This is a genomic window from Pseudomonas sp. gcc21 (assembly GCF_012844345.1).
In the GTDB taxonomy this organism is placed as follows: Bacteria; Pseudomonadota; Gammaproteobacteria; order Pseudomonadales; family Pseudomonadaceae; genus Halopseudomonas.
In genome coordinates this window covers 829,385-848,914 of the sequence record NZ_CP051625.1, presented here as the reverse complement: position 1 = coordinate 848,914, position 19,530 = coordinate 829,385, and the positions used below count along the sequence as shown (strand labels likewise).

18 protein-coding genes are annotated in these 19,530 nt (G+C 57.6%); 13 read left to right on the top strand and 5 right to left on the bottom strand.

Annotated features, from left to right (window positions below; translation table 11 throughout):
• Nucleotides 1-11 precede the first annotated feature (11 nt).
• The gene (locus HG264_RS04030; protein ID WP_169406453.1) at nt 12-1,694 is read right to left on the bottom strand and encodes a long-chain-fatty-acid--CoA ligase; all 1,683 of its coding nucleotides are present in this window, start codon (nt 1,692-1,694) and stop codon (nt 12-14) included.
• Nucleotides 1,695-1,960: 266 nt separating this feature from the next.
• On the opposite strand from HG264_RS04030, the gene HG264_RS04025 reads away from it, so the two are divergent.
• From HG264_RS04025 to HG264_RS03990, 8 genes are all read left to right on the top strand, one after another.
• Nucleotides 1,961-2,434, top strand: a complete 474-nt coding sequence (locus HG264_RS04025) for a MaoC/PaaZ C-terminal domain-containing protein (RefSeq protein ID WP_169406452.1) — start codon at nt 1,961-1,963, stop codon at nt 2,432-2,434.
• A 116-nt stretch (nt 2,435-2,550) separates the two neighbouring features.
• Nucleotides 2,551-3,219 carry a MotA/TolQ/ExbB proton channel family protein gene (locus tag HG264_RS04020; protein ID WP_169406451.1) on the top strand — a complete coding sequence of 223 codons (669 nt, stop codon included), beginning with the start codon at nt 2,551-2,553 and terminating at the stop codon, nt 3,217-3,219.
• A complete protein-coding gene (locus HG264_RS04015) occupies nt 3,219-3,635 on the top strand; it encodes a biopolymer transporter ExbD (RefSeq protein WP_169406450.1) in 417 nt (138 codons plus the stop codon). Before HG264_RS04020 ends, HG264_RS04015 begins: the two co-directional genes overlap by 1 nt.
• Before the next feature lie 2 nt (nt 3,636-3,637).
• Complete coding sequence (locus HG264_RS04010; RefSeq protein ID WP_169406449.1) at nt 3,638-4,057, top strand: biopolymer transporter ExbD; 420 nt, start codon at nt 3,638-3,640, stop codon at nt 4,055-4,057.
• Nucleotides 4,057-4,929, top strand: coding sequence for an energy transducer TonB (locus tag HG264_RS04005; protein WP_169406448.1), 873 nt, complete (start codon nt 4,057-4,059; stop codon nt 4,927-4,929). Before HG264_RS04010 ends, HG264_RS04005 begins: the two co-directional genes overlap by 1 nt.
• Nucleotides 4,930-4,952: 23 nt before the next feature.
• Nucleotides 4,953-7,238, top strand: coding sequence for a TonB-dependent siderophore receptor (locus HG264_RS04000; protein ID WP_169406447.1), 2,286 nt, complete (start codon nt 4,953-4,955; stop codon nt 7,236-7,238).
• An 83-nt stretch (nt 7,239-7,321) separates the two neighbouring features.
• Nucleotides 7,322-8,422: an alpha-hydroxy acid oxidase gene (locus HG264_RS03995; RefSeq protein ID WP_169406446.1), complete on the top strand. Its 1,101-nt coding sequence runs from the start codon at nt 7,322-7,324 to the stop codon at nt 8,420-8,422.
• A gap of 2 nt (nt 8,423-8,424) precedes the next feature.
• Nucleotides 8,425-9,108: a Fe2+-dependent dioxygenase gene (locus HG264_RS03990; RefSeq protein ID WP_169406445.1), complete on the top strand. Its 684-nt coding sequence runs from the start codon at nt 8,425-8,427 to the stop codon at nt 9,106-9,108.
• Nucleotides 9,109-9,159: 51 nt separating this feature from the next.
• Here the strand turns inward: HG264_RS03990 and HG264_RS03985 are convergent, their stop codons facing one another.
• The 3 genes from HG264_RS03985 to HG264_RS03975 form a co-directional block, all read right to left on the bottom strand.
• Complete coding sequence (locus HG264_RS03985) at nt 9,160-10,338, bottom strand: VWA domain-containing protein (protein ID WP_169406444.1); 1,179 nt, start codon at nt 10,336-10,338, stop codon at nt 9,160-9,162.
• Nucleotides 10,339-10,478: 140 nt separating this feature from the next.
• Entirely contained in the window at nt 10,479-11,324 is an 846-nt protein-coding gene (locus HG264_RS03980) for a MoxR family ATPase (RefSeq protein WP_169406443.1), read from the bottom strand.
• Nucleotides 11,325-11,472: 148 nt separating this feature from the next.
• Nucleotides 11,473-12,555 carry a DUF748 domain-containing protein gene (locus HG264_RS03975; protein ID WP_169406442.1) on the bottom strand — a complete coding sequence of 361 codons (1,083 nt, stop codon included), beginning with the start codon at nt 12,553-12,555 and terminating at the stop codon, nt 11,473-11,475.
• Between the two features lie 98 nt (nt 12,556-12,653).
• On the opposite strand from HG264_RS03975, the gene cysK reads away from it, so the two are divergent.
• The 4 genes from cysK to HG264_RS03955 all read left to right on the top strand — a co-directional run bounded on the left by cysK (nt 12,654) and on the right by HG264_RS03955 (nt 16,800).
• Nucleotides 12,654-13,628: a cysteine synthase A gene (gene cysK / locus HG264_RS03970; protein WP_169406441.1), complete on the top strand. Its 975-nt coding sequence runs from the start codon at nt 12,654-12,656 to the stop codon at nt 13,626-13,628.
• A gap of 72 nt (nt 13,629-13,700) precedes the next feature.
• Nucleotides 13,701-15,437 carry a bifunctional isocitrate dehydrogenase kinase/phosphatase gene (gene aceK / locus HG264_RS03965; protein ID WP_169406440.1) on the top strand — a complete coding sequence of 579 codons (1,737 nt, stop codon included), beginning with the start codon at nt 13,701-13,703 and terminating at the stop codon, nt 15,435-15,437.
• A gap of 319 nt (nt 15,438-15,756) precedes the next feature.
• Nucleotides 15,757-15,963, top strand: a complete 207-nt coding sequence (locus tag HG264_RS03960) for a cold-shock protein (RefSeq protein ID WP_036989629.1) — start codon at nt 15,757-15,759, stop codon at nt 15,961-15,963.
• Nucleotides 15,964-16,218: 255 nt separating this feature from the next.
• Nucleotides 16,219-16,800, top strand: a complete 582-nt coding sequence (locus HG264_RS03955) for a TetR/AcrR family transcriptional regulator (protein WP_169406439.1) — start codon at nt 16,219-16,221, stop codon at nt 16,798-16,800.
• A gap of 218 nt (nt 16,801-17,018) precedes the next feature.
• Here the strand turns inward: HG264_RS03955 and HG264_RS03950 are convergent, their stop codons facing one another.
• Nucleotides 17,019-17,393: an MFS transporter gene (locus HG264_RS03950; protein WP_169406438.1), complete on the bottom strand. Its 375-nt coding sequence runs from the start codon at nt 17,391-17,393 to the stop codon at nt 17,019-17,021.
• A gap of 69 nt (nt 17,394-17,462) precedes the next feature.
• Between HG264_RS03950 and HG264_RS03945 the strand changes: the two genes are divergently transcribed.
• Entirely contained in the window at nt 17,463-19,472 is a 2,010-nt protein-coding gene (locus HG264_RS03945; protein WP_169406437.1) for a S9 family peptidase, read from the top strand.
• The last annotated feature ends 58 nt before the right edge of the window (nt 19,473-19,530 follow it).

Here is a 19,530-nt window from a genome sequence, read left to right as displayed (position 1 = left end):
ACCTGCGAAAATCACTGGCCGCGCAGTTCGCGGCGCAGAATTTTGCCCACTGGCGTCATAGGCAGAGAGTCGCGCAGCTCGTAATGCCGGGGCACCTTGTAGCCGGTGAAGTTCTCCTTGCAGTACGCCTTGAGCTCTTCGATTGTCAGATCCGGTGAGTTGGGCACTACGAAAAGCTTGACCGCCTCGCCGGACTTCTCGTCTGGCACACCGATAACAGCCGCATTGGCCACCTTCGGGTGAGCCGCCACAACATCTTCAATCTCGTTCGGGTACACGTTGAAGCCGGACACGATCACCAGATCCTTTTTCCGATCCACGATGCGTACGAAACCGTCGTCCTCGATGATGGCGATATCACCGGTCTTCAGCCAGCCATCCTCGATGGCCTCGGCAGTGGCATCAGGCCGCTCCCAATATCCAAGCATCACCTGCGGGCCCTTGACGCACAGCTCGCCACGCTCACCGATAGCCGTTTCGTTGCCATCGTCATCAATGGTTTTCAGCGCGGTGCCCGGTACCGGCAGACCGACATAGCCGAGGCGCTGCAGACCATCGCTTGGGCTGGAGCATACAACCGGGGAGCATTCGGTCAAACCATAGCCCTCGCCAATACCCTTGCCTGTTTTCTTTTCCCAGCGGTCGGCGGTTGCCTTGACCAGCGCGGTGCCGCCAGAGGTAGTGCCTTTCAGATTGGAGAAATCAATCTGGTCGAACTCGGGATGGTCCATCAGGGCCACGAAAAGCGTATTCAGCCCGACCATTGAAGAGAACTTCCATTTCTTCAGCTCCCGCACGAAACCGGGAATATCCCGCGGGTTGGTAATGAGCACGTTATGGTGACCGGCGACCATCATGCACATCAGGTTCACGGTAAAGGCGAAGATGTGATACAGCGGCAGGGGCGCGATAATGACCTCCCCTGAGTCGTTCATGATCTTCTCGCCGTTCTTGTTGAGCTGCTGCATGTTGGCGTAGACCTGCAGCATGTTGGCGACCAGGTTACGGTGCGTCAACATGGCGCCCTTGGAGGGGCCGGTGGTGCCGCCGGTGTATTGCAGAACCGCAACATCGTCCATGGTTTTGCCGACCTGGCGAGGCGAATTGCCCTTGCTGCGGGCCAGAGCAGCCTTGAACGAGACTGCTTGAGGCAGCTTGTATTCCGGCACCAGCTTGCGCACATGTTTAACCGCAAGGTTGGTCAGGGCTCCCTTGAGCGTGGGCAGCATGTCACCCATGCGCGCTTCGAAGAGATGCTTGATCTCGGTATCGGGCAGTACCTGCTCGACCAGATGGCCAAACACGTTCATATACACAAGGGCCTTGGCGCCCGAATCGGTGAACTGATGCCGCATCTCCCGCGCGGTATACAGCGGATTGGTATTCACCACTACCAGACCAGCGCGAATCGCCCCAAACACCGCCACAGGAAACTGCAACACGTTCGGCATCTGAATAGCGATGCGATCACCCGGTTGAAGATCCGTGTGATTCTGCAGATAGCTGGCAAAGGCCCCGGCCTGTTTTTCCAGCTCACCATAGGTAATCGTAGTGCCCATACACGTGAAGGCGGGACGCTCGGCATACTTATTACAAGAGCGCTCAAACACATCAATTATGGAGCTGTATTGGCTAAGGTCTATATCGTTAGGGACGCCGGCGGGCCGTTTATCTTCCCAGAATGCTGCATCCATTATTCTTGTCCTCTCTCCTGATTGGTTTATTTCGCGGCCTACAGCGATCGAGCGGGCGCAACTGTGCTCAGCAAACTACCAGTAACTCGGTTTGGTGCAAATTACAGATCTGCTTCATCAGCAACATGAATATGGCATCTGCACCGGGCTCCGCCAACCCTGTTGACAGCTGCGGTTACAAGTTGCAACTGCGGTAGAATTGACTCATCGCCCTCGCCGCCTACATCGGCAGGATTCATTCGAAACCACCACCTGGAATGCCACTCATGCAAATGCTCGAAAACCGCACCTATGACGAACTCTCGGTTGGCGACAAGGCCAGCGTTACCCACACGGTCACAGAGCGTGACCTGATTCTGTTTGCCGAAGTGTCCGGTGATGTGAACCCGGTCCATCTGGACGAAGCCTTCGCCGCAACAACGCCTTTCAAGGGTCGGATTGCCCACGGCATGCTCGCCGGGTCGTTCATCTCCGCCACCATCGCGTGTGAGCTCCCCGGTCCCGGCTCCATCTATATAGGTCAGGAACTGAGTTTCCTTCGTCCGGTACGCCTGGGTGACGAGATTCGTATTGATCTCGAAGTGCTTGAAAAGCTGCCTAAGAACCGCGTCCGGATCGCCACACCGGTGTTCAATCAGGATGGCAAGAAGGTTGTTGAGGGGGTTGCGACCGTTATGGCACCCACCGAGAAAGTCAGCCTGGCCCGCCCGGTCCTGCCGTCTGTAACAGTCGCGGAGTGATGCGACGCAGTTGGCATTACCGGGGCACCGGTAGTGCCAAACGTAAAGATTTGTTGCAGAGTCCGCCCTATTAAGTAGAATGCGAATTCTTCTCATTTTGATTAGGATTGACACGCATGCTCGCTCCAGCTCTGCATATCCTGTCCCTTGGCGGCCCAGTCGTTTGGGTTTTAACGCTCTTCTCGATCGTTGCGCTTACCGTCGCGCTAGTAAAGCTGGCTCAGTTCTGGAGCATGCGCGACGGCGGCGACGCAGTCGTTAAGCAAGCAATTTCTCACTTCGCCAATGGCGAACATTCGCAAGCGCTGGTCCTGGTTAAAGGCCGGCGTGCGCCCCGTGCACATCTGATCGCACAGGCTTTGCAGCTGATCGACCAGGGCAAGCTGCACGGCGACGCGCTGTCTCAGGAAGTGATGCGCCAGGCGAGACAGGTCATCTCTGACCTGGGCCGATACCTGCGGATTCTCGAAGTCATCGCCACCGTGGCGCCATTGCTGGGGCTGCTGGGCACCGTGTTGGGCATGATCGAAGCCTTTCAGGCGATGGAAGCTGCCGGTGAACAGGTGAATCCCGCGGTTCTTTCGGGAGGGATTTGGGTAGCGCTGCTTACCACCGCCGTCGGGCTCGGCGTAGCGATTCCTGTCTCCCTGGTACATAGCTGGCTGGAACGCCGTGTCGAGTTTCAGGCGGGCGTGATCCAGAACGATCTGGAGCATCTCCTGAGCCTGGATACAGCACGCAGCACCGCGGCGGTGGATGCCAAATCCCACCTGAAGCTTGCCTGATGCAACCCGCCGCCCTATACAACCGCAGGTCACGCAAGATCAGCCTCACGGCGTTGATCGACGTGGTGTTCATTCTGCTGATGTTCTTCATGCTTACCTCCACGTTCAGCCAGTGGAAAGCGGTGGATTTTCATTCACCGGTGAGCACAGATGAACCTGTCGATAGCCAGCCGCTGATGCTGGTTCTGCGCGCCGATGGCTCGATGCGTCTGGCCGATGGCTCACTGGAAATAGGCGCAACTCAAGACGTATCGCCTGCTGCATTTGCCGCGGACAGCACGCTGATACTGCTACCGGAAGCAGATACCCGCGTACAGCTCATTATCAGCCGCCTCGAAGAACTCAAGCGGTTGGGTGTGGCCGTCACCATGGGCGGCGTCGCCTCACCCGGTGCCAACGAAGGGGGCGGACGCTGACCATGCGCGAGCCAACCCTGATGTCCCGTCGCGGATTACGTTCCGCGGACGACAGCCTTATTCCGCTGATCAATATCGTCTTCCTGCTCCTCATTTTTTTCATGGTCGCAGGCCAGATCGCTCAGCCGCAGGATGCGGACATTCGTCCACCGAGTTCAATAAGCCGCCTGGCTCTGGAGCCTGCGGAAATCGAGCTGTCGATGAAGGTGAACGGCGCGCTGATGCTCGATGGAGTGACGGTCGACCCAGACACCCTCGAACGACGACTGAATTCCTTAGCCAGCGAGGAAAGCGCCGTGCGCGTATCGCTGCGAGCCGATCGCGATGCCACTGCAAGCGAGCTGGACAAGGTATTCACACTGCTCCGCGAACTCGGCGTCAGCACGATCACGCTGCATTCCCTGTACAGCGAGGCCGAGTGATGACAGCGCGCACCTGGATCGCCGCCCTGACCGCCGCTCTGGCTTTGCATATTGGTTTCGCTGTGGCTCTGGCCACTCGCTCAACTGAAACAGTCAGCTCAGCCCAGGACGAAGGCGAGTTCGGGCTGGAAGTGGGCCTGGGAATGGCCGGCAGTTACGCAGAGGCTGTTGACCAGACTGCACCGGAACCGTCGGAAACAGTCGAACCGAGCAACGAGCCGGCACCCCAAACCGAGCCGGAGTCCGCACCAGAGCCCGAACCGAAAGCAGAGCCAGTTGTTCAGCCTGCGCCTACGCCCAAGCCCAAACCCAAGCCCACGCCCGAGCCCAAGCCCAAGCCCAAGCCCAGCCCCGAGATCAAACCCGTCACCAAACCCGCGCCTGATGTGGCGGACATCAAGGTTTCCCATACGCAGACGGCATTGCCCGAGAGCAAGCCAGAGACCGCCGAACCGCAGTCACCATCCAGGCCAGCCGATGTGCAGGCGCCGTCCGCCGAGCCTCGCAAGCCCAGCACCGTCGCAACTACCCGCGCAACCGGACGAGAGTCGACGCGACAGGCCGGTGGCAACAAGGGGGATGCCAAGAGCTATTTCGCTGACCTGATGGGTTGGCTGAATCAACACAAGGAATACCCGCCGCACCTGAAGAAGGAAAAGATCCAGGGCACCGTTGTCCTGCAGTTTTCCATCGACCGCGACGGACAGGTTCTGAGCGCATCCATCAAGAAAAGCTCCGGCAATGCCGGGCTGGACCAGGCTGCGCTCGACATGCTGGCCAAGGCTGAACCGCTACCGCCCATCCCGGATTCGATGGGACGCGATCGGATCTCCCTGGCTGTTCCCGTTGAGTACTCCCTCATCACCCGATAGACACCCATAAGGACTGAACGAAAATGTCTGCGAAAACCTTGCGACCCATGACCCTGCGCGCAACCGCGCGCCCTGCCCTGACAGGCCGCAGTGCCCTGGCGATCAGTATTTCAGCTGCCCTGTGTACTCCGTTGGCCTTTGCCCAGGAGGACGAAACCTTCGAGCTGGATACGCTGCAGATCGAAGAGCGCACCCTGGACACAAACCCCTACGCCGAGCCTGGCGCACCCTACAAGGCGAAATATTCCGGAGACCGTCGCAAGGTGATGCCGCTGGCAGAAACGCCGCAGACCATCACCGTTCTTACCCAGACGCAGATTCAGGACTCCGGCAAGGACGACCTGAAGGAAATCCTCGCGGCGCAGCCCGGCATTACTCTGGGTACTGGCGAAAACGGCAACGCTTTCGGCGATCGATACGTCATCCGCGGCCATGAAGCGCGCAGTGACGTATTTGTCGATGGTCTTCGCGATCCGGGCATGACTACGCGTGAAAGCTTCGCGCTGGAACAGGTCGAAATCACCAAGGGCCCGAGTTCGACATTCGCCGGCCGCGGTTCAACAGGCGGCGCCATCAACGGCGTGACGAAACAGGCCAGCTCAGAGTACAGCTTCAACAAGATCCAGGGCGGCATCGGCACTGACGACCACCGCCGCGTTACGCTGGACAGCAACCTCGCGATCAGCGACGACGTCGCCGTACGTCTGAACCTGCTGCACGCCTATGAAGAGGTGCCGGACCGTGATCCGGCTGACCGCGAGCGCAACGGTATAGCCCTGGCTGGCGCCTGGCAGGCAACTGACAAACTCGATTTCAAGGCGGACTATTACTACCTCGACGCCAAGGACATGCCTGATCTCGGCTCCTACCTTGATGCGGACAACGACCCCAACGATGACATCCCGGTCTACGCGCAGCGCAACGACTTCCTCGAATCAGACGTCGAAACCCTGACCTTCCGCGTCGGCTATGACTTCACCGATAACCTGCGCCTGGAAAACGCCATGCGCTACGGCACCACCGAGAACGGCTACATCGTTACCGGCGCGCGCGGCAACACCGACCTGATCTCAGGCACACCCACCATTGGGCTGAGCACGCACAACGGTTGGCAGGAGGTCGATTACTTCGCGAACATCACCAACCTGTATTTCGATACTGAACTCGGCGGCATGCGCAACCAGTTCGTATTCAGTACCGAGTACAGCAAGCACGACGTGGAAAACGGTCGATTCGACATTGCCAACAATGGCGCGCCCAACTGTGTTCTGTCTGGCCGTGGCGGCGCCTCGCCGGGCTATTGCATCATCGACCCGGCCGGCAACGAAGTGGCTGACATCGACGAACTCTTCCAGCGCAGTTATGCGAAGGGAGCCAAATCCTCCGACTATTCCATTGATACGCTTTCGGTATCGCTGATGGACACCATCGATCTCACCGACAGGTGGATCCTGGCGGCCGGCATCCGTGCCGACCGTTTCGATTACACCAACCTGGTAACCGGGCGTGATGGCGTAACGACCAAATATGACTACTCCGATACATTGTGGAATGGCCACCTCGGTCTGACTTATAAAATCAATCAGTACGGCAATGTCTACGCCACTTACAGCACCTCAGCGGAAATCAATGGCGGTGAGTCGGATGTCGGCGGCAACTGCGGCTACGGCGGGCTGTGCGGCAGCGCCGACCTGATCGGTGAAAGCAAACCTGAGAAATCAGTGAACTACGAACTCGGCACCAAGTGGAACTTGATGGATGAGAAACTGCTGCTGACCGCTGCTGCATTCCACATCACCAAGGATGACGTCATGGAAGGCGCCGATTATGAAACGACAGGCACCCTGAATACCGGCAAGAACCGTGTCCACGGCTTCGAAGTCAGCGCAGCCGGTAACATCACCGATAAGCTGAGCACCGTGGTCGGTGCGGCGGTGATGAACGCTGAGATCATCGATAGCGTGGACGAGGAAAACGAAGGCGGAACGTTGGCCCAGTTTGCTGACAAGAGCCTCTATGTACAAATGCGTTACCAACTCACACCGGAGCTCGCAGTGGGCGCAGCAAGCACCTACCGCAGCGAGGTCTATTCAGGTCAGCCTGATGCGGCCGCTGGCGACCGGCATGTACCCTCCTATACCGTTTACGATGCGTTCGCCAACTACCAGTTCAACAAGAACCTGTCGGCTCGCTTGAACGTAAACAACCTGACCAACGAGGACTACTATCTTGCCTCCTACCGTAGCGGCTCGTTTGCCTACATCGGCGACCGGCGCAACGCGCGGCTGACCCTGGCCTACGAATTCTGATTCGTAGCTAGCCTGGACCGGCCCGGTGATATTCTCACCGGGTTCGGCCACGCCGCTCACACACCGGTTCGTCAGGATGCACCATGACAGTTCACCCCCCGCTGGAGCAGATTCCAGCCGACATTCTCGCCGCCGCGGATTATGAAGATCGCGCGGCCCAGCACATTCCCCCGCCAACGCTTGCCTGGCTTGCAGGCGGCAGCGGCACCGAGCAAACCCTGCGCGCCAATCGCGAGGCGTTTATTACCGTGCGGATAACTCCGCGTCTGCTGAACAACTTCCAGACAGCCAGCACCTGTCAAAGCCTGTGCGGCACATCGCTTGAGCATCCGATACTGCTGGCACCCGTTGGTCATCAGCAACTCCTGCATACTGAAGCGGAGCGCGCCGTTGCACGCGCTGCAGACGCCACCGGCACCTGTATGGTCGCCAGCACCCTGAGCTCGCTGCCGCTGGAAGATGTCTGCGCTGCAACCGCCGCAAGCAAATGGTTCCAGCTGTACTGGCAGCCCCGCCGGGAGGATACGCTGCGCCTCTTGAGCCGCGCAGAAGCGGCTGGTTATCAGGCCATTGTCCTGACTCTCGACACGCCGGTTCAGGCGTTAAGCCGCCGCGCGCACATTGCCGGCTTTCGCTTGCCAAGCGATACGCCGCCCAACCTGGCCGAGTGCAAGCCGTTACCGCAGCGCGCGCTTGCACCAGGCCAGAGCATTCTTCTACATGGCATGATGTCCGAAGCGCCAGACTGGGACGATCTGGAGTGGCTGGTGACCCAGACCCGTCTGCCTGTTCTTGCCAAAGGCGTAAGCCATCCGGCTGATGCCGTGCGTTTGAAAACACTGGGTGTCGCCGGACAGATCGTATCCAATCATGGCGGCCGGTCTCTTGATGGCGTGCCCGCCAGTCTGCATTGCCTCGCGGCAGTGCGCGAAGCGGTCGGGGGCAATTACCCGCTGCTGCTGGATAGCGGCATTCGCAGTGGGACGGACGTTTTCAAAGCGCTGGCGCTTGGCGCCGACGCGGTACTGATCGGGCGATTACAGGGTTACGCCCTGGCGACCGCCGGCGCGCTGGGCGTAGCGCATATGCTCAAGCTTCTGCGCGAGGAACTGGAGGTGTGCATGGCGCTTGCCGGCACCCCGACACTGAGCGATATAAACCCGGGCTGTCTGATGGGGGACTGAAAATGCTGATGGTCATCGACAATGTACTGAGCAAAGATGAGGTAAGGGAATGTCGACGCCATCTGGACCAGGCCGACTGGCAGGATGGCTCGCATACAGCCGGCACCCTTGCCGCCGGCGTCAAGCAGAACAGGCAGATCGACGCGAACGCAACTATTGCAGTGGAGCTTGGCAATCACATTGTGCGCAGGCTAGGCAGTCATCCGCTGTTCATTTCCGCCGCCCTGCCGGAGAAGATCTACCCGCCCAGATTCAACAGCTATAGCGATGGGGGCCATTACGGTGCTCATGTGGACGGCGCGGTGATGCCGCTTCCCGGCAGTCATGGCACGCTTCGAAGTGACCTGTCGGCTACGCTCTTTCTGTCTGAACCAGAGGAATACGATGGCGGTGAACTCACCATCGAAACGGCCTTTGGCGCGCAACAGATCAAGCTGGCCGCCGGTGATCTGGTGCTGTATCCATCTACCAGTCTGCATCGGGTCGAACCGGTAACCCGGGGAACGCGGGTGTGCTCGTTCTTCTGGATCCAGAGCATGGTACGTGATGAGGGCAAGCGGAGCTTGCTGTTCGATCTTGATCAGTCCATTCAGGGATTGACGCCGCGCCAGCCGAAGGCTGACCCGGACATCCTCCAGCTGACCGGCGTATACCACAACCTGCTGCGCCGTTGGGCCGAGGTTTAAGCTACAGGTTTTTACGGCTGAACCCGCTCGCCGTTCCGGGCAGCCACCAACTTACTTGGCCAGGTATTTCATCCCCTCTTCCAGACCTTCCAGGGTCAAGGGATACATACGGTCTTCGATCAGGTCACGGATGATGCGCGTCGAGGAAGTGTAATCCCAAGCATCTTTGGGATAGGGATTAATCCAGATGAGTTTTTTGTACTGCTGCATGAACCGCTGAATCCAGACGTGCCCGGCTTCCTCGTTCCAATGCTCGACGCTCCCACCCGGCTGAGTGATCTCATAGGGCGCCATCGCCGCATCGCCAACAAACACCACCTTGTAGTCCGGCCCGTACTTGTGCAGCAGGTCCAGCGTGGAGGTCCGTTCGGCCGTCCGGCGCATATTGTTCTTCCAAACTGATTCGTACACGCAGTTATGGAAGTAGTAGTACTCGAGATGCTTGAATTCAGTGCGACAGGCCGAGAAGAGCTCCTCGCAGACCTTGATATGCGCGTCCATGGAGCCGCCGATATCGAACAGCAACAACAGCTTTACCGCATTACGCCGCTCCGGTCGCATCTGGATATTTAACAGGCCGCCATCACGTGCGGTATGGTCGATGGTACCGTCGATATCCAGTTCGTCAGCCGCACCCTGGCGTGCAAACTTGCGCAGCCGACGCAGCGCGACCTTCATGTTGCGCGTTCCCAGCTCAACCTGGTCATCCAGATTCTTGTATTCGCGCTTGTCCCAGACCTTGGCCGCTTTACCCTGCCGCTGACCCGCATCACCGACGCGGATGCCCTCGGGGTTGTAGCCACCGGAGCCGAAAGGACTGGTGCCACCGGTGCCAATCCACTTGTTGCCGCCGGCGTGACGCTCCTTCTGTTCCTCGAGGCGCTTCTTGAACTCCTCGATCAGCTTGTCCAACCCGCCGAGCGACTTGATCTTCTCGCGCTCTTCGTCGGTCAACATGCGCTCGAATTGCTTGCGCAGCCAATCCTCCGGGATCAGCGCTTCCAGCAACTGATCCAGGTTCTCCAGCCCTTTGAAATAAGCACCGAACGCGCGATCGAACTTGTCGAAATGGCGCTCGTCCTTAACCATGACGGTGCGAGCGAGGTAATAGAATTCGTCCATGTCGGCGAACACCACATGGTGTTTCAACGCATTGATCAAATCCAGCAGCTCCCGCACCGACACCGGCACCTTCGCTGCGCGCATTTCGTTGAACAGGCCCAGTAACATCGGGCACCCCCTTTATCTACGGGTAGACAACATTTCCAGGGTCCGGTGGGCGAACCCCGAATGCATCGCCTGTAATGACACGGCTTCGATAATGGAGCGCGTCCTGGCTCGGTCGCCTGACCGCACTCAACGAAGTTCGATCAGCGATTCTGCCGGCGCGTCATGAATGCCAGGCGTTCCAGCAGATGCACATCCTGCTCGTTCTTCAGCAACGCACCGTACAACGGCGGGATAGCCTTGGTCGGGTCGCGATCACGCAGGACCGCCTCCGGAATCTGGTCAGCCATCAGCAGCTTGAGCCAGTCGACCAGCTCGGATGTGGAGGGTTTCTTTTTCAGGCCGGGCACCTTGCGCACATCGAAGAAGATATCCATTGCTTCGGAAACCAGCTCTTTCTTGATTTCCGGATAGTGGACATCAACGATCTTCTGCATGGTCTCGCGGTCAGGGAAAGCGATGTAGTGGAAGAAACAGCGACGCAGGAAGGCGTCGGGCAGCTCCTTTTCGTTGTTCGAGGTGATGATGATGATCGGGCGTTGCTTGGCCTTTATGGTTTCGTTTGTCTCGTAGACAAAGAACTCCATTTTGTCGAGCTCTTGCAGCAAGTCATTGGGGAACTCGATGTCGGCCTTGTCGATTTCGTCGATTAGCAGGATAGCGCGTTCTTCGGATTCGAACGCCTCCCATAGCTTGCCCTTCTTTATATAGTTGCTGACGTCATGCACCTTGTCGACGCCAAGCTGGGAATCGCGCAGGCGGCTGACCGCATCATATTCATACAAGCCCTGGTGTGCCTTGGTGGTCGACTTGATATGCCAGGTGATCAGTTTGGCGCCCATCGACTCAGCCAACTGTTCGGCCAGCATGGTCTTGCCGGTGCCGGGCTCACCCTTGATCAGCAGTGGGCGTTCCAGAGTAATTGCAGCATTAACCGCCAGCTTCAGGTCGTCAGTGGCGACGTAAGACTGAGTGCCTTCGAACTTCATCGGGGAATTCCTCGGACGAAAGCCCGGTTGAACCAGGCCATACAGGGATAAACGAGGGCGAAACTATAGCTTGGGGCTTGATGGGGTGTAAACGAAGGCGGACCATTCGCCACCTGAATGGATATCAGATTGCCTGTACCCGTCCGGCTCAGGACCCCTCTTCTTCAGTACCCAGCGAGCGTTCGAACTGAGGTGTGAAAGCTTCTACGAACGCATTGCGCAAGATAGCGAAAAAAGCCTGCATTGCACTGACTTCAGGGTCATCCAGCGACCCCTCGAGTTCAATCCGGGTGGCAAACTGGTCAGCTGAGGGATTGGACAGTACCTCTTCCCCGCCATGGACCAGCGCTTCCCATATACCGCGGAAGAAGCCCTTGTCTTCGTTGGCGACATCCTGCTCGAAATCGAACACTTCAACTTCGCGCAGCAAGGGTTTGACGTAGCCACTCAACTGGCTTTCTTCCGCCTCGATCTCCATGACGACCTCGCCGTGACCGGCCTTGAAATCAAAATTGCCGTAGGCCGCGGCAAAATCATTCAACCGGGTCAGATCTAGCCCATCCAGACGCATCCGCGCGTCGAAGTTTTCAAAGCGCAGCAAGGGATCAAAATTGGCCTGGGCTTCAACCGGTGCGTGGTCGAGAAAGTCAGCTGTTCCTTCGAGACGGGCGTCCCTGGATCCGTCCTTGTCTTCCGCGTTGGTTAGGTTGTACACCATGACATCGACGTTGGTGGCATAGACGTTCACGGGCGGCTCGGAGGTGAAATTGCGGAAATGCACGCTGCCGTTGTCGTAATGAAACTCATCGATATCGACTTGCAGGAGTTGCTTCACCGTGTCGCGCCAGTCGACCTCGTCGCCATACTGATCGGCTTCCGCTGGGCCATCGACAAAATTAAGCTCAGGCTCCAGAAGGTGTATCTTGATCGCCAGTATCTGCTCGCGAATCAACGGTGCCCAACGCAGCGACAGGTCCGCTTCGGGCGCCTGAAAAAAGGGAACCTGCTCGTTGTCCTGAACCTTGTGAACGCTGACATTTTTCAGCGTCGCCGCACCGCGCCATATTGCCAGGTCGACATCCTCGACTTCGCCCCGGTAATCTTCGCCCATACTGGCCATTTTTTCGTTCAGCGTATCGCGAACAATACCGGGCAACGCCACGCGTAGCGCGACCAACAGAAGCGCTATAATCACGAGCACGACGAGCAGGATGCTTAAAGGCTTTTTCATACTCAACTGACCCCGCGTCTCGGGCTCAGTTCAGCGAATCCAGTATGACCGAACCGCCCCACCCGTCAGGGCACAGGTGTTAATAAGAGGACCAACCCATGAGCCATATCTTTGCTGATAATTCACAGTCCATCGGTAACACGCCGCTGGTCAGGATCAACCGCCTCGGCCCCAAGGGCGTGGATATCCTGGCGAAGATCGAAGGGCGTAACCCGGCCTACTCCGTCAAGTGCCGCATAGGTGCGAGCATGGTCTGGGATGCCGAAGGCAGCGGTCGCCTGAAACCCGGAATGACCATAGTCGAACCCACTTCAGGTAACACCGGCATCGGTCTGGCTTACGTAGCAGCCGCCCGCGGATACAAACTGATCCTGACCATGCCAGCATCAATGAGCCTGGAGCGGCGCAAGGTTCTCAAGGCACTCGGCGCCGAACTGGTGTTGACCGAGCCGGCACAGGGCATGAAAGGCGCGATTCAGAAAGCACAGGAGATCGCCGCGTCCGACCCGGAACAGCATCTGCTGCTGCAACAGTTTGAAAACCCGTCCAACCCGGATATTCATGAAAAAACCACCGGACCCGAAATCTGGAAAGATACCGACGGGTCAATAGATGTACTGGTCTCAGGGGTAGGCACTGGCGGGACACTGACTGGCGTATCGCGCTATATAAAGAACCAGTGCGGCAAAGCGATAATCTCGGTCGCGGTGGAGCCGGCATCTTCGCCGGTGATCAGCCAGACGCTTGCCGGTGAAGAGGTGAAACCCAGCCCGCACAAGATTCAGGGTATTGGCGCGGGTTTCGTTCCGGCCAACCTGGATCTGAGCATGGTCGATCGCGCCGAGCAAGTCACAGACGAAGAGTCCAAGAGCATGGCCCTGCGCCTGATGCGAGAGGAAGGCATCCTCTGCGGGATCTCGGGCGGCGCAGCCATGGCCGCTGCGGTACGTCTGGCGCAGTTGCCCGAAATGCAGGGCCAGATGATAGTCGTGGTCCTGCCTGACTCTGGCGAACGTTATCTTTCCAGCATGCTCTTTGACGATCTGTTCAGCGAGCAGGAGCTGGTCCAGTAAATCGGCGAGCCTTCGCCACGGCGGGTTCTCTGGCCCGCCGCCCCTTCATTCGCCACAGGCCACTTACCAAACATGCCGTTGATACATGTACGTATTGCCCAGCACATCCTTGTCGGGTTTGATGTCTACAGAGCCCGTTTCCAGGAAATTACCCGCGGCGCGCGCAGCCGTTTCGAGCAGGCGCGCTGGGTCGATATTCAGGACGCTTCGACTGCGCGCATTAACATGTACGAAGAATGCGTCAAAGCGACCGCGCACAGCCTGAACGGGCAATTCGAACTGACCGACATCATGGATGTCCGCAACTGGCCGCACATCCGCGATGCATATATAGAGCTGATCGATCCACGGCTCGATGGAGAGCTGGCAGAGACCTGGTACAACTCGATCTTCTGCCGGTTCCATCGTCACGAACTGATCAGTGACCGCACCATGTTTGTCCACACCACCAGACCGGTAACCCGCCCGCCGTCACGTATACCACTGACCAGAGGATTCATATCCGAAGGCTCGCTGGAAGATCTGGCGCGACAGATTCTTGAGGAATACAGCTTCGAAACGCCATGGCACGACTTCGATGGCGATTGCGCAAAAATCGTCGCCTATCTAAGGCAGGGCTTGCCCGATTGGGCCCAGCTGGATCGCGGATTGACGGTAGAGATAATTCAGAACGTGTTCTACCGCAACAAGGGCGCTTACCTGGTGGGCAGACTCCTCAGCCAGGAAGAGCAATGGCCTTTTGTGTTGCCGCTTGTTCACCATGAAAATCAGGGCATCAGCGTGGATACCCTGATTACCGATGAAGCAGAAGTGTCGATTATCTTCTCCTTCACCCGCTCCTATTTCATGGTCAATGCACCTGTGCCCTGCGAGATGATCAGCTTCATCAAGCGGCTGCTACCGGGCAAGCATATAGCCGAGCTGTACACCGCGATCGGCTTTTATAAACAAGGCAAATCCGAATTCTATCGCGCCCTGATCGAACACCTGGCGCGCAAGGAAGATCGGTTCGTCATGGCGCCGGGGGTACGCGGGATGGTGATGAGCGTTTTTACGCTTCCCGGCTTCAACACCGTATTCAAGATCATCAAGGACCGCTTTGCTCCGTCAAAGAACATTGACCGGGCGACCGTCATCGAAAAATACCGGTTGGTGAAACGCCACGACCGGGTCGGCCGCATGGCCGATACGCAGGAGTTCTCGGACTTCCGTTTTCCGCGCGATCGATTCGACCCCGACTGCCTGGCAGAGCTGCTGGAGGTGGCGGCCCAGACAGTAATAGAAGAAGGCGACGTCATCCTCATACGGCACTGCTGGACCGAACGGCGCATGACGCCCCTTAACATCTATCTCGAAACAGCCAGCGAGACCCAAACTCGCGAAGTGCTGCTGGATTACGGAAAATCGATCAAACAACTAGCCGCTGCGAATATTTTTCCGGGCGACATGCTGCTGAAAAATTTCGGCGTAACCCGCCATGGCCGCGTGGTGTTCTACGATTATGACGAGATCAGTTACCTGACCGAAGTGAACTTCAGGCATATCCCCGAGCCAATGTATCCCGAGCAGGAAATGGCGTCCGAACCGTGGTACTCGGTCGGGCCCAACGATGTCTTTCCGGAGGAATTCCCGGTTTTCCTGTTCGCCGATATCAACCACCGCAAGCTGTTCGCCAGCATGCACGGTGAGCTGTTCGACGCCGACTACTGGAAGATGCTGCAGGAAAAAATCAGCGCTGGGCAGATCATCGATGTATATCCCTACAAACGACCTGGCGTCGAGGCAGGCCGCGCCTCCGTGGATGTTTGATAGCAGCCTTGCCGAGGGCCCGCAGCCCCTCCGATCCGACATTCAGTAAAAAACCGACGAAAGGGATGTTATTTTCTGAAACTGTCGTATACTGAATTTCGTTCATTTGGTGCCTGAACGCGACTGTACAAGCATTGCTTGACAGGATCTGCTTTAAGGCGCACAGTGAGCGCGTAGGTTTTCAAGATAGAGTAGTAGGCTACAAGCGCACTTTTAGTACGTAAGTTTGTCATTCTCGTAATCTTCGATTCCCGCGCTACCATTGAGTCTGCTCACGTGAGTGTTCTCAAGTATTTTAATTTGATAGGAATTATCCGAAATGGCAACTGGTACAGTTAAGTGGTTCAACGACACTAAAGGCTTTGGCTTCATTACTCCGGACGGCGGTGGTGATGATCTGTTCGCCCACTTCTCCGAAATCAAGGTTCAGGGCTTCAAATCCCTCGCCGAGAACCAGAAGGTGTCCTTCGACATCACTACTGGTCCTAAAGGCAAGCAAGCTGCGAACATTCAGATCATCGGTTAATCCGGTATCTGACTAAAAAACCCGGCCCCGGCCGGGTTTTTTTCGTCTGGACTTTGTGTATCGTCTGCTCTGCCCTGTCTCCAACCCTGTCTCCAACCCTGTCTCCGCTTTCGTCCTCCCCCGCGCTAATCTAAAAAAAACTCGCCTGCCCAGCCGGTAAGTCGTACCCTAGGGGCCAACGATCCGAGGGAGCCAAGATCGCTTGAAAACCAGCATCTAGCGCCCGCCACCCATTGTCCGGAAGAGGTTTTCGCAGTGGACAGTAGCAATGAAAAAAAGAGTAACGACGCGCTTCGGTTGAGTCTGTTTCGTGCCGCCGAGGCCATCGTCAGCGAGTTGGGCGCATCCCAGCTTACCTTCGCCAGTCTGAGCGAACGCACCGGCGTTGATGAATCGACCCTTCGCGCCGAGTTTCCAGACCGTGAAGCTCTGCTGTCAGCCATGATCGAACACCGCCTGGAGCGTTTCCGTGTCCGCTGGGGAGCCTATGAAAGCGTTCTGCCCGATGAGCCCATGCGTGAGCTCAAGGCCTTGCTGCTCAGCAACCTGAGTGAATCGACAGAAGAGAAGAATCTCGATTCGGCAATCTTCGCAGCTGCAGCCAGTAATCCAGCGCTACTGCGCACGACGTCCGATGACATACAGGGGCTGTTCGATATTCTGGAGAAATCGCCCCTGGGCCTGGCTCAGGCAAGCATCCTGTTCTTTTCGGTTCGCGGTTATCGACTGTTCGAACAGATCGGCATTTGCCCCATGACTGACAGTCAGCGGACCGATTTCCAGGAACAGATCATGCAGTTGGCAAGAAACATGTACGAGCAGAAAACCGGCGAATGACTTGATGCGGGGCAGCGCACTGCCGCTGCCTCGGCTGCTCCCTGGAGTCTGCGCCTGTTCATCGCGGCTCCGTCCCCTCAGGTTGCGTTTCTCGTAAAGCCATGCAGCCATGCGGCGCTGCGAGACCTGGCAAGTGAACAACCTTTACCTGCGGAACGCCGCTAGGACTGGCGCCATCCGAAACAGCCACGCGGCTCGCAATGAAACGGGAGCAGACCCTAGCGAGCTGCCGCTGCCGACTCGTTACTTCTGCCGCGCCAATGCCGCCAACCGGCACGCAACAGAACCAGCCCTACGTAGGCAATACCCGCGATCACAAGTGCCAGACTGAGATTGCCCAACATTCTGCCCACGTTGTCCCCCGTATCGAATAGCGTATCCAGCAGCCATATAAAGAAAGCCGGAGCCATCCACGGCTCCGCCGGATCAACCCGCGCCGGGACGAATAACAACACCGCAGCGATCACCCAAAGCGGTTCGCGTACGAACCACCATTTGATCCAGCGGGTCATTTGCCACCAGACCAGCCAGGCACAGGCTGCCGCAGCAAGATAAATCATCCAGACAGTCTGGTATTCGGATTCATTCAACATGGGTGGTACAACCGGTGTGAGTGTGCGAGCAGCTATAATATCGTTTTTACCATCCGAGGTCCCAGACTGATGCCACCCGTTGCCCGCCGAGACGAAAAAGCGATAGATCCCTATGCCTGGCTGGAGCAGCGCGATGCTCCGGAAGTCCTGGCATATCTGGAAGAAGAAAACCGTCATACCGAAACATGGCTGGCGGAAAATCAGGATCGTCGCGATCAGCTCTTCGAGGAAATTCGCGGACGCATCCGTGAGACAGACTTGTCGCTTCCCGCCACCAAGGGAGGCTGGCTATATTACCAACGCACCGAGGCCGGTGCCGAATATCCGCGCTTCTACCGGTGCCCCCGTCCGGACAATGGCGGCCTCGAGATTGACCCAGCGACGCAACAACTGCTGCTCGACCTGAACGTATTAGCCGGTGATGACTTTCTGCATCTGGGTGGATTCACGATCAGCCCGGACCACCACTGGCTGGCTTATAGCCTTGACCGTCAGGGTAACGAGACCTATCAGCTTTACCTGAAAGATCTCAGTACCGGTGAGGTAACCGAGCTTGATCTACCCCAGGCTGATGGCAGCCTGACCTGGGCGAATGACAGCACGACGCTGTTTGCGATGAGTATGGACGAGACGTCTCGCCCTTCGACATTGTGGCGATTGCGACCGGGACAGCCTGCGCAAAAGGTATTTCACGAAGCTGACCAGCGCTTCTACGTCCACGCCTACCGCAGCAGCTCCGAGCAGTGGCTGATGCTTGCCTGCGACAGCAAGAACACCAGTGAGGTGCGGGTGTTATCGGCGGATGAGCCTGAAGGCCAGTGGGAACTACTTGCCGAACGCCATGAAGGGCACGAATATCAGGTCGATCATGGCCCGCAGGGTCTGTTCATTCGCAGTAATGCCCAGGGTGAGAATTTCTGCCTTTATCGTTGCGACCCTCTGACTCCTTCGCGGGATCACTGGGAAATGTTCGTAGAAACCGACTCGGCCCGCACACTGGAAGACTTTGATGTACAACAGCACGGGCTGGTTCTGCATTACCGCGACCAGGGGTTGATCGCCCTTGAAGTGCGTCCGCAGGCCGGCGCCGCTTATACCGTACAAATGCCTGATGCCGTCTACAGTTTGCACGTACAAGGCGGCGAAGAATACGTCAGCGAGCGCATCAGACTGCGCTATGAATCGCTGAACCGGCCAGCTCAGGTTCGCGCATTGGACCTATCCAGTGGTGAACAACAGATACTCAAGGAAACGCCGGTAGAAGGACCATTTTCAGCAGACGATTACAGCGTCAGGCGCGAATGGGCGACGGCACCAGACGGCACGCGCATACCTATCAGTCTTGTCGGTCGGCCAGGCAGCCTGAACGCCCTGGCGCCCTGTTATCTGTATGGATACGGCTCCTACGGCGCAAGCATGGATCCCTGGTTTTCCCACGCCCGACTTTCACTGCTGGATCGCGGCTGGGTGTTCGCCATCGCCCATGTGCGCGGCGGCGCAGATATGGGAGAGGCCTGGTATCAGGCGGGCAAACTCGAGCACAAGGAAAATACCTTCAAGGATTTCATTGCCTGCGCGGAGCATCTGATAGAGAGAGGATACACCGACAGCCCGCGACTGGTTGTCGCCGGCGGTAGCGCCGGCGGGCTGCTTATCGGCAACGTCATCAATCAGCGACCTGAGCTGTTCGCTGCAGCGGTGGCAGATGTGCCTTTTGTCGATGTATGGAACACCATGAACAATCCCGCCCTTCCTCTGACCATTGGCGAGTACGAGGAATGGGGCAACCCGGCCGAGACGCAGGTGGCAGAACGCATCAAGGGCTACGCCCCTTATGAACAGGTCCGCAAACAGGATTACCCGGCGTTATTCGTTACGGCCGGATACCACGACATGCGGGTTCAATACTGGGAGGCTGCCAAGTGGGTTGCCAAACTGCGCTATCACAAGACTGACCACCGTCCGCTGCTGCTACGCACTCAGATGAGCGCAGGGCATGGCGGGGCCAGTGGACGTTATCAGGCCATGCGCGAACTGGCCGAAGAATACAGCTTTCTACTTGCGGTTATCGAAGGCTGACGGGAGCCCAGTTATGCCTGCATAGCAACACAGAAAGCAATACTCCAGAGGCGAAGCA

Excerpts from the sequence above, each read along its gene's own strand:
- HG264_RS04030 (WP_169406453.1), bottom strand. The coding sequence starts at position 1,694 with ATGGATGCAGCATTCTGGGAAGATAAACGGCCCGCCGGCGTCCCTAAC.
- HG264_RS04025 (WP_169406452.1), top strand. The coding sequence starts at position 1,961 with ATGCAAATGCTCGAAAACCGCACCTATGACGAACTCTCGGTTGGCGAC.
- HG264_RS04020 (WP_169406451.1), top strand. The coding sequence starts at position 2,551 with ATGCTCGCTCCAGCTCTGCATATCCTGTCCCTTGGCGGCCCAGTCGTT.
- HG264_RS04015 (WP_169406450.1), top strand. The coding sequence starts at position 3,219 with ATGCAACCCGCCGCCCTATACAACCGCAGGTCACGCAAGATCAGCCTC.
- HG264_RS04010 (WP_169406449.1), top strand. The coding sequence starts at position 3,638 with ATGCGCGAGCCAACCCTGATGTCCCGTCGCGGATTACGTTCCGCGGAC.
- HG264_RS04005 (WP_169406448.1), top strand. The coding sequence starts at position 4,057 with ATGACAGCGCGCACCTGGATCGCCGCCCTGACCGCCGCTCTGGCTTTG.
- HG264_RS04000 (WP_169406447.1), top strand. The coding sequence starts at position 4,953 with ATGTCTGCGAAAACCTTGCGACCCATGACCCTGCGCGCAACCGCGCGC.
- HG264_RS03995 (WP_169406446.1), top strand. The coding sequence starts at position 7,322 with ATGACAGTTCACCCCCCGCTGGAGCAGATTCCAGCCGACATTCTCGCC.
- HG264_RS03990 (WP_169406445.1), top strand. The coding sequence starts at position 8,425 with ATGCTGATGGTCATCGACAATGTACTGAGCAAAGATGAGGTAAGGGAA.
- HG264_RS03985 (WP_169406444.1), bottom strand. The coding sequence starts at position 10,338 with ATGTTACTGGGCCTGTTCAACGAAATGCGCGCAGCGAAGGTGCCGGTG.
- HG264_RS03980 (WP_169406443.1), bottom strand. The coding sequence starts at position 11,324 with ATGAAGTTCGAAGGCACTCAGTCTTACGTCGCCACTGACGACCTGAAG.
- HG264_RS03975 (WP_169406442.1), bottom strand. The coding sequence starts at position 12,555 with ATGAAAAAGCCTTTAAGCATCCTGCTCGTCGTGCTCGTGATTATAGCG.
- cysK (WP_169406441.1), top strand. The coding sequence starts at position 12,654 with ATGAGCCATATCTTTGCTGATAATTCACAGTCCATCGGTAACACGCCG.
- aceK (WP_169406440.1), top strand. The coding sequence starts at position 13,701 with ATGCCGTTGATACATGTACGTATTGCCCAGCACATCCTTGTCGGGTTT.
- HG264_RS03960 (WP_036989629.1), top strand. The coding sequence starts at position 15,757 with ATGGCAACTGGTACAGTTAAGTGGTTCAACGACACTAAAGGCTTTGGC.
- HG264_RS03950 (WP_169406438.1), bottom strand. The coding sequence starts at position 17,393 with ATGTTGAATGAATCCGAATACCAGACTGTCTGGATGATTTATCTTGCT.
- HG264_RS03945 (WP_169406437.1), top strand. The coding sequence starts at position 17,463 with ATGCCACCCGTTGCCCGCCGAGACGAAAAAGCGATAGATCCCTATGCC.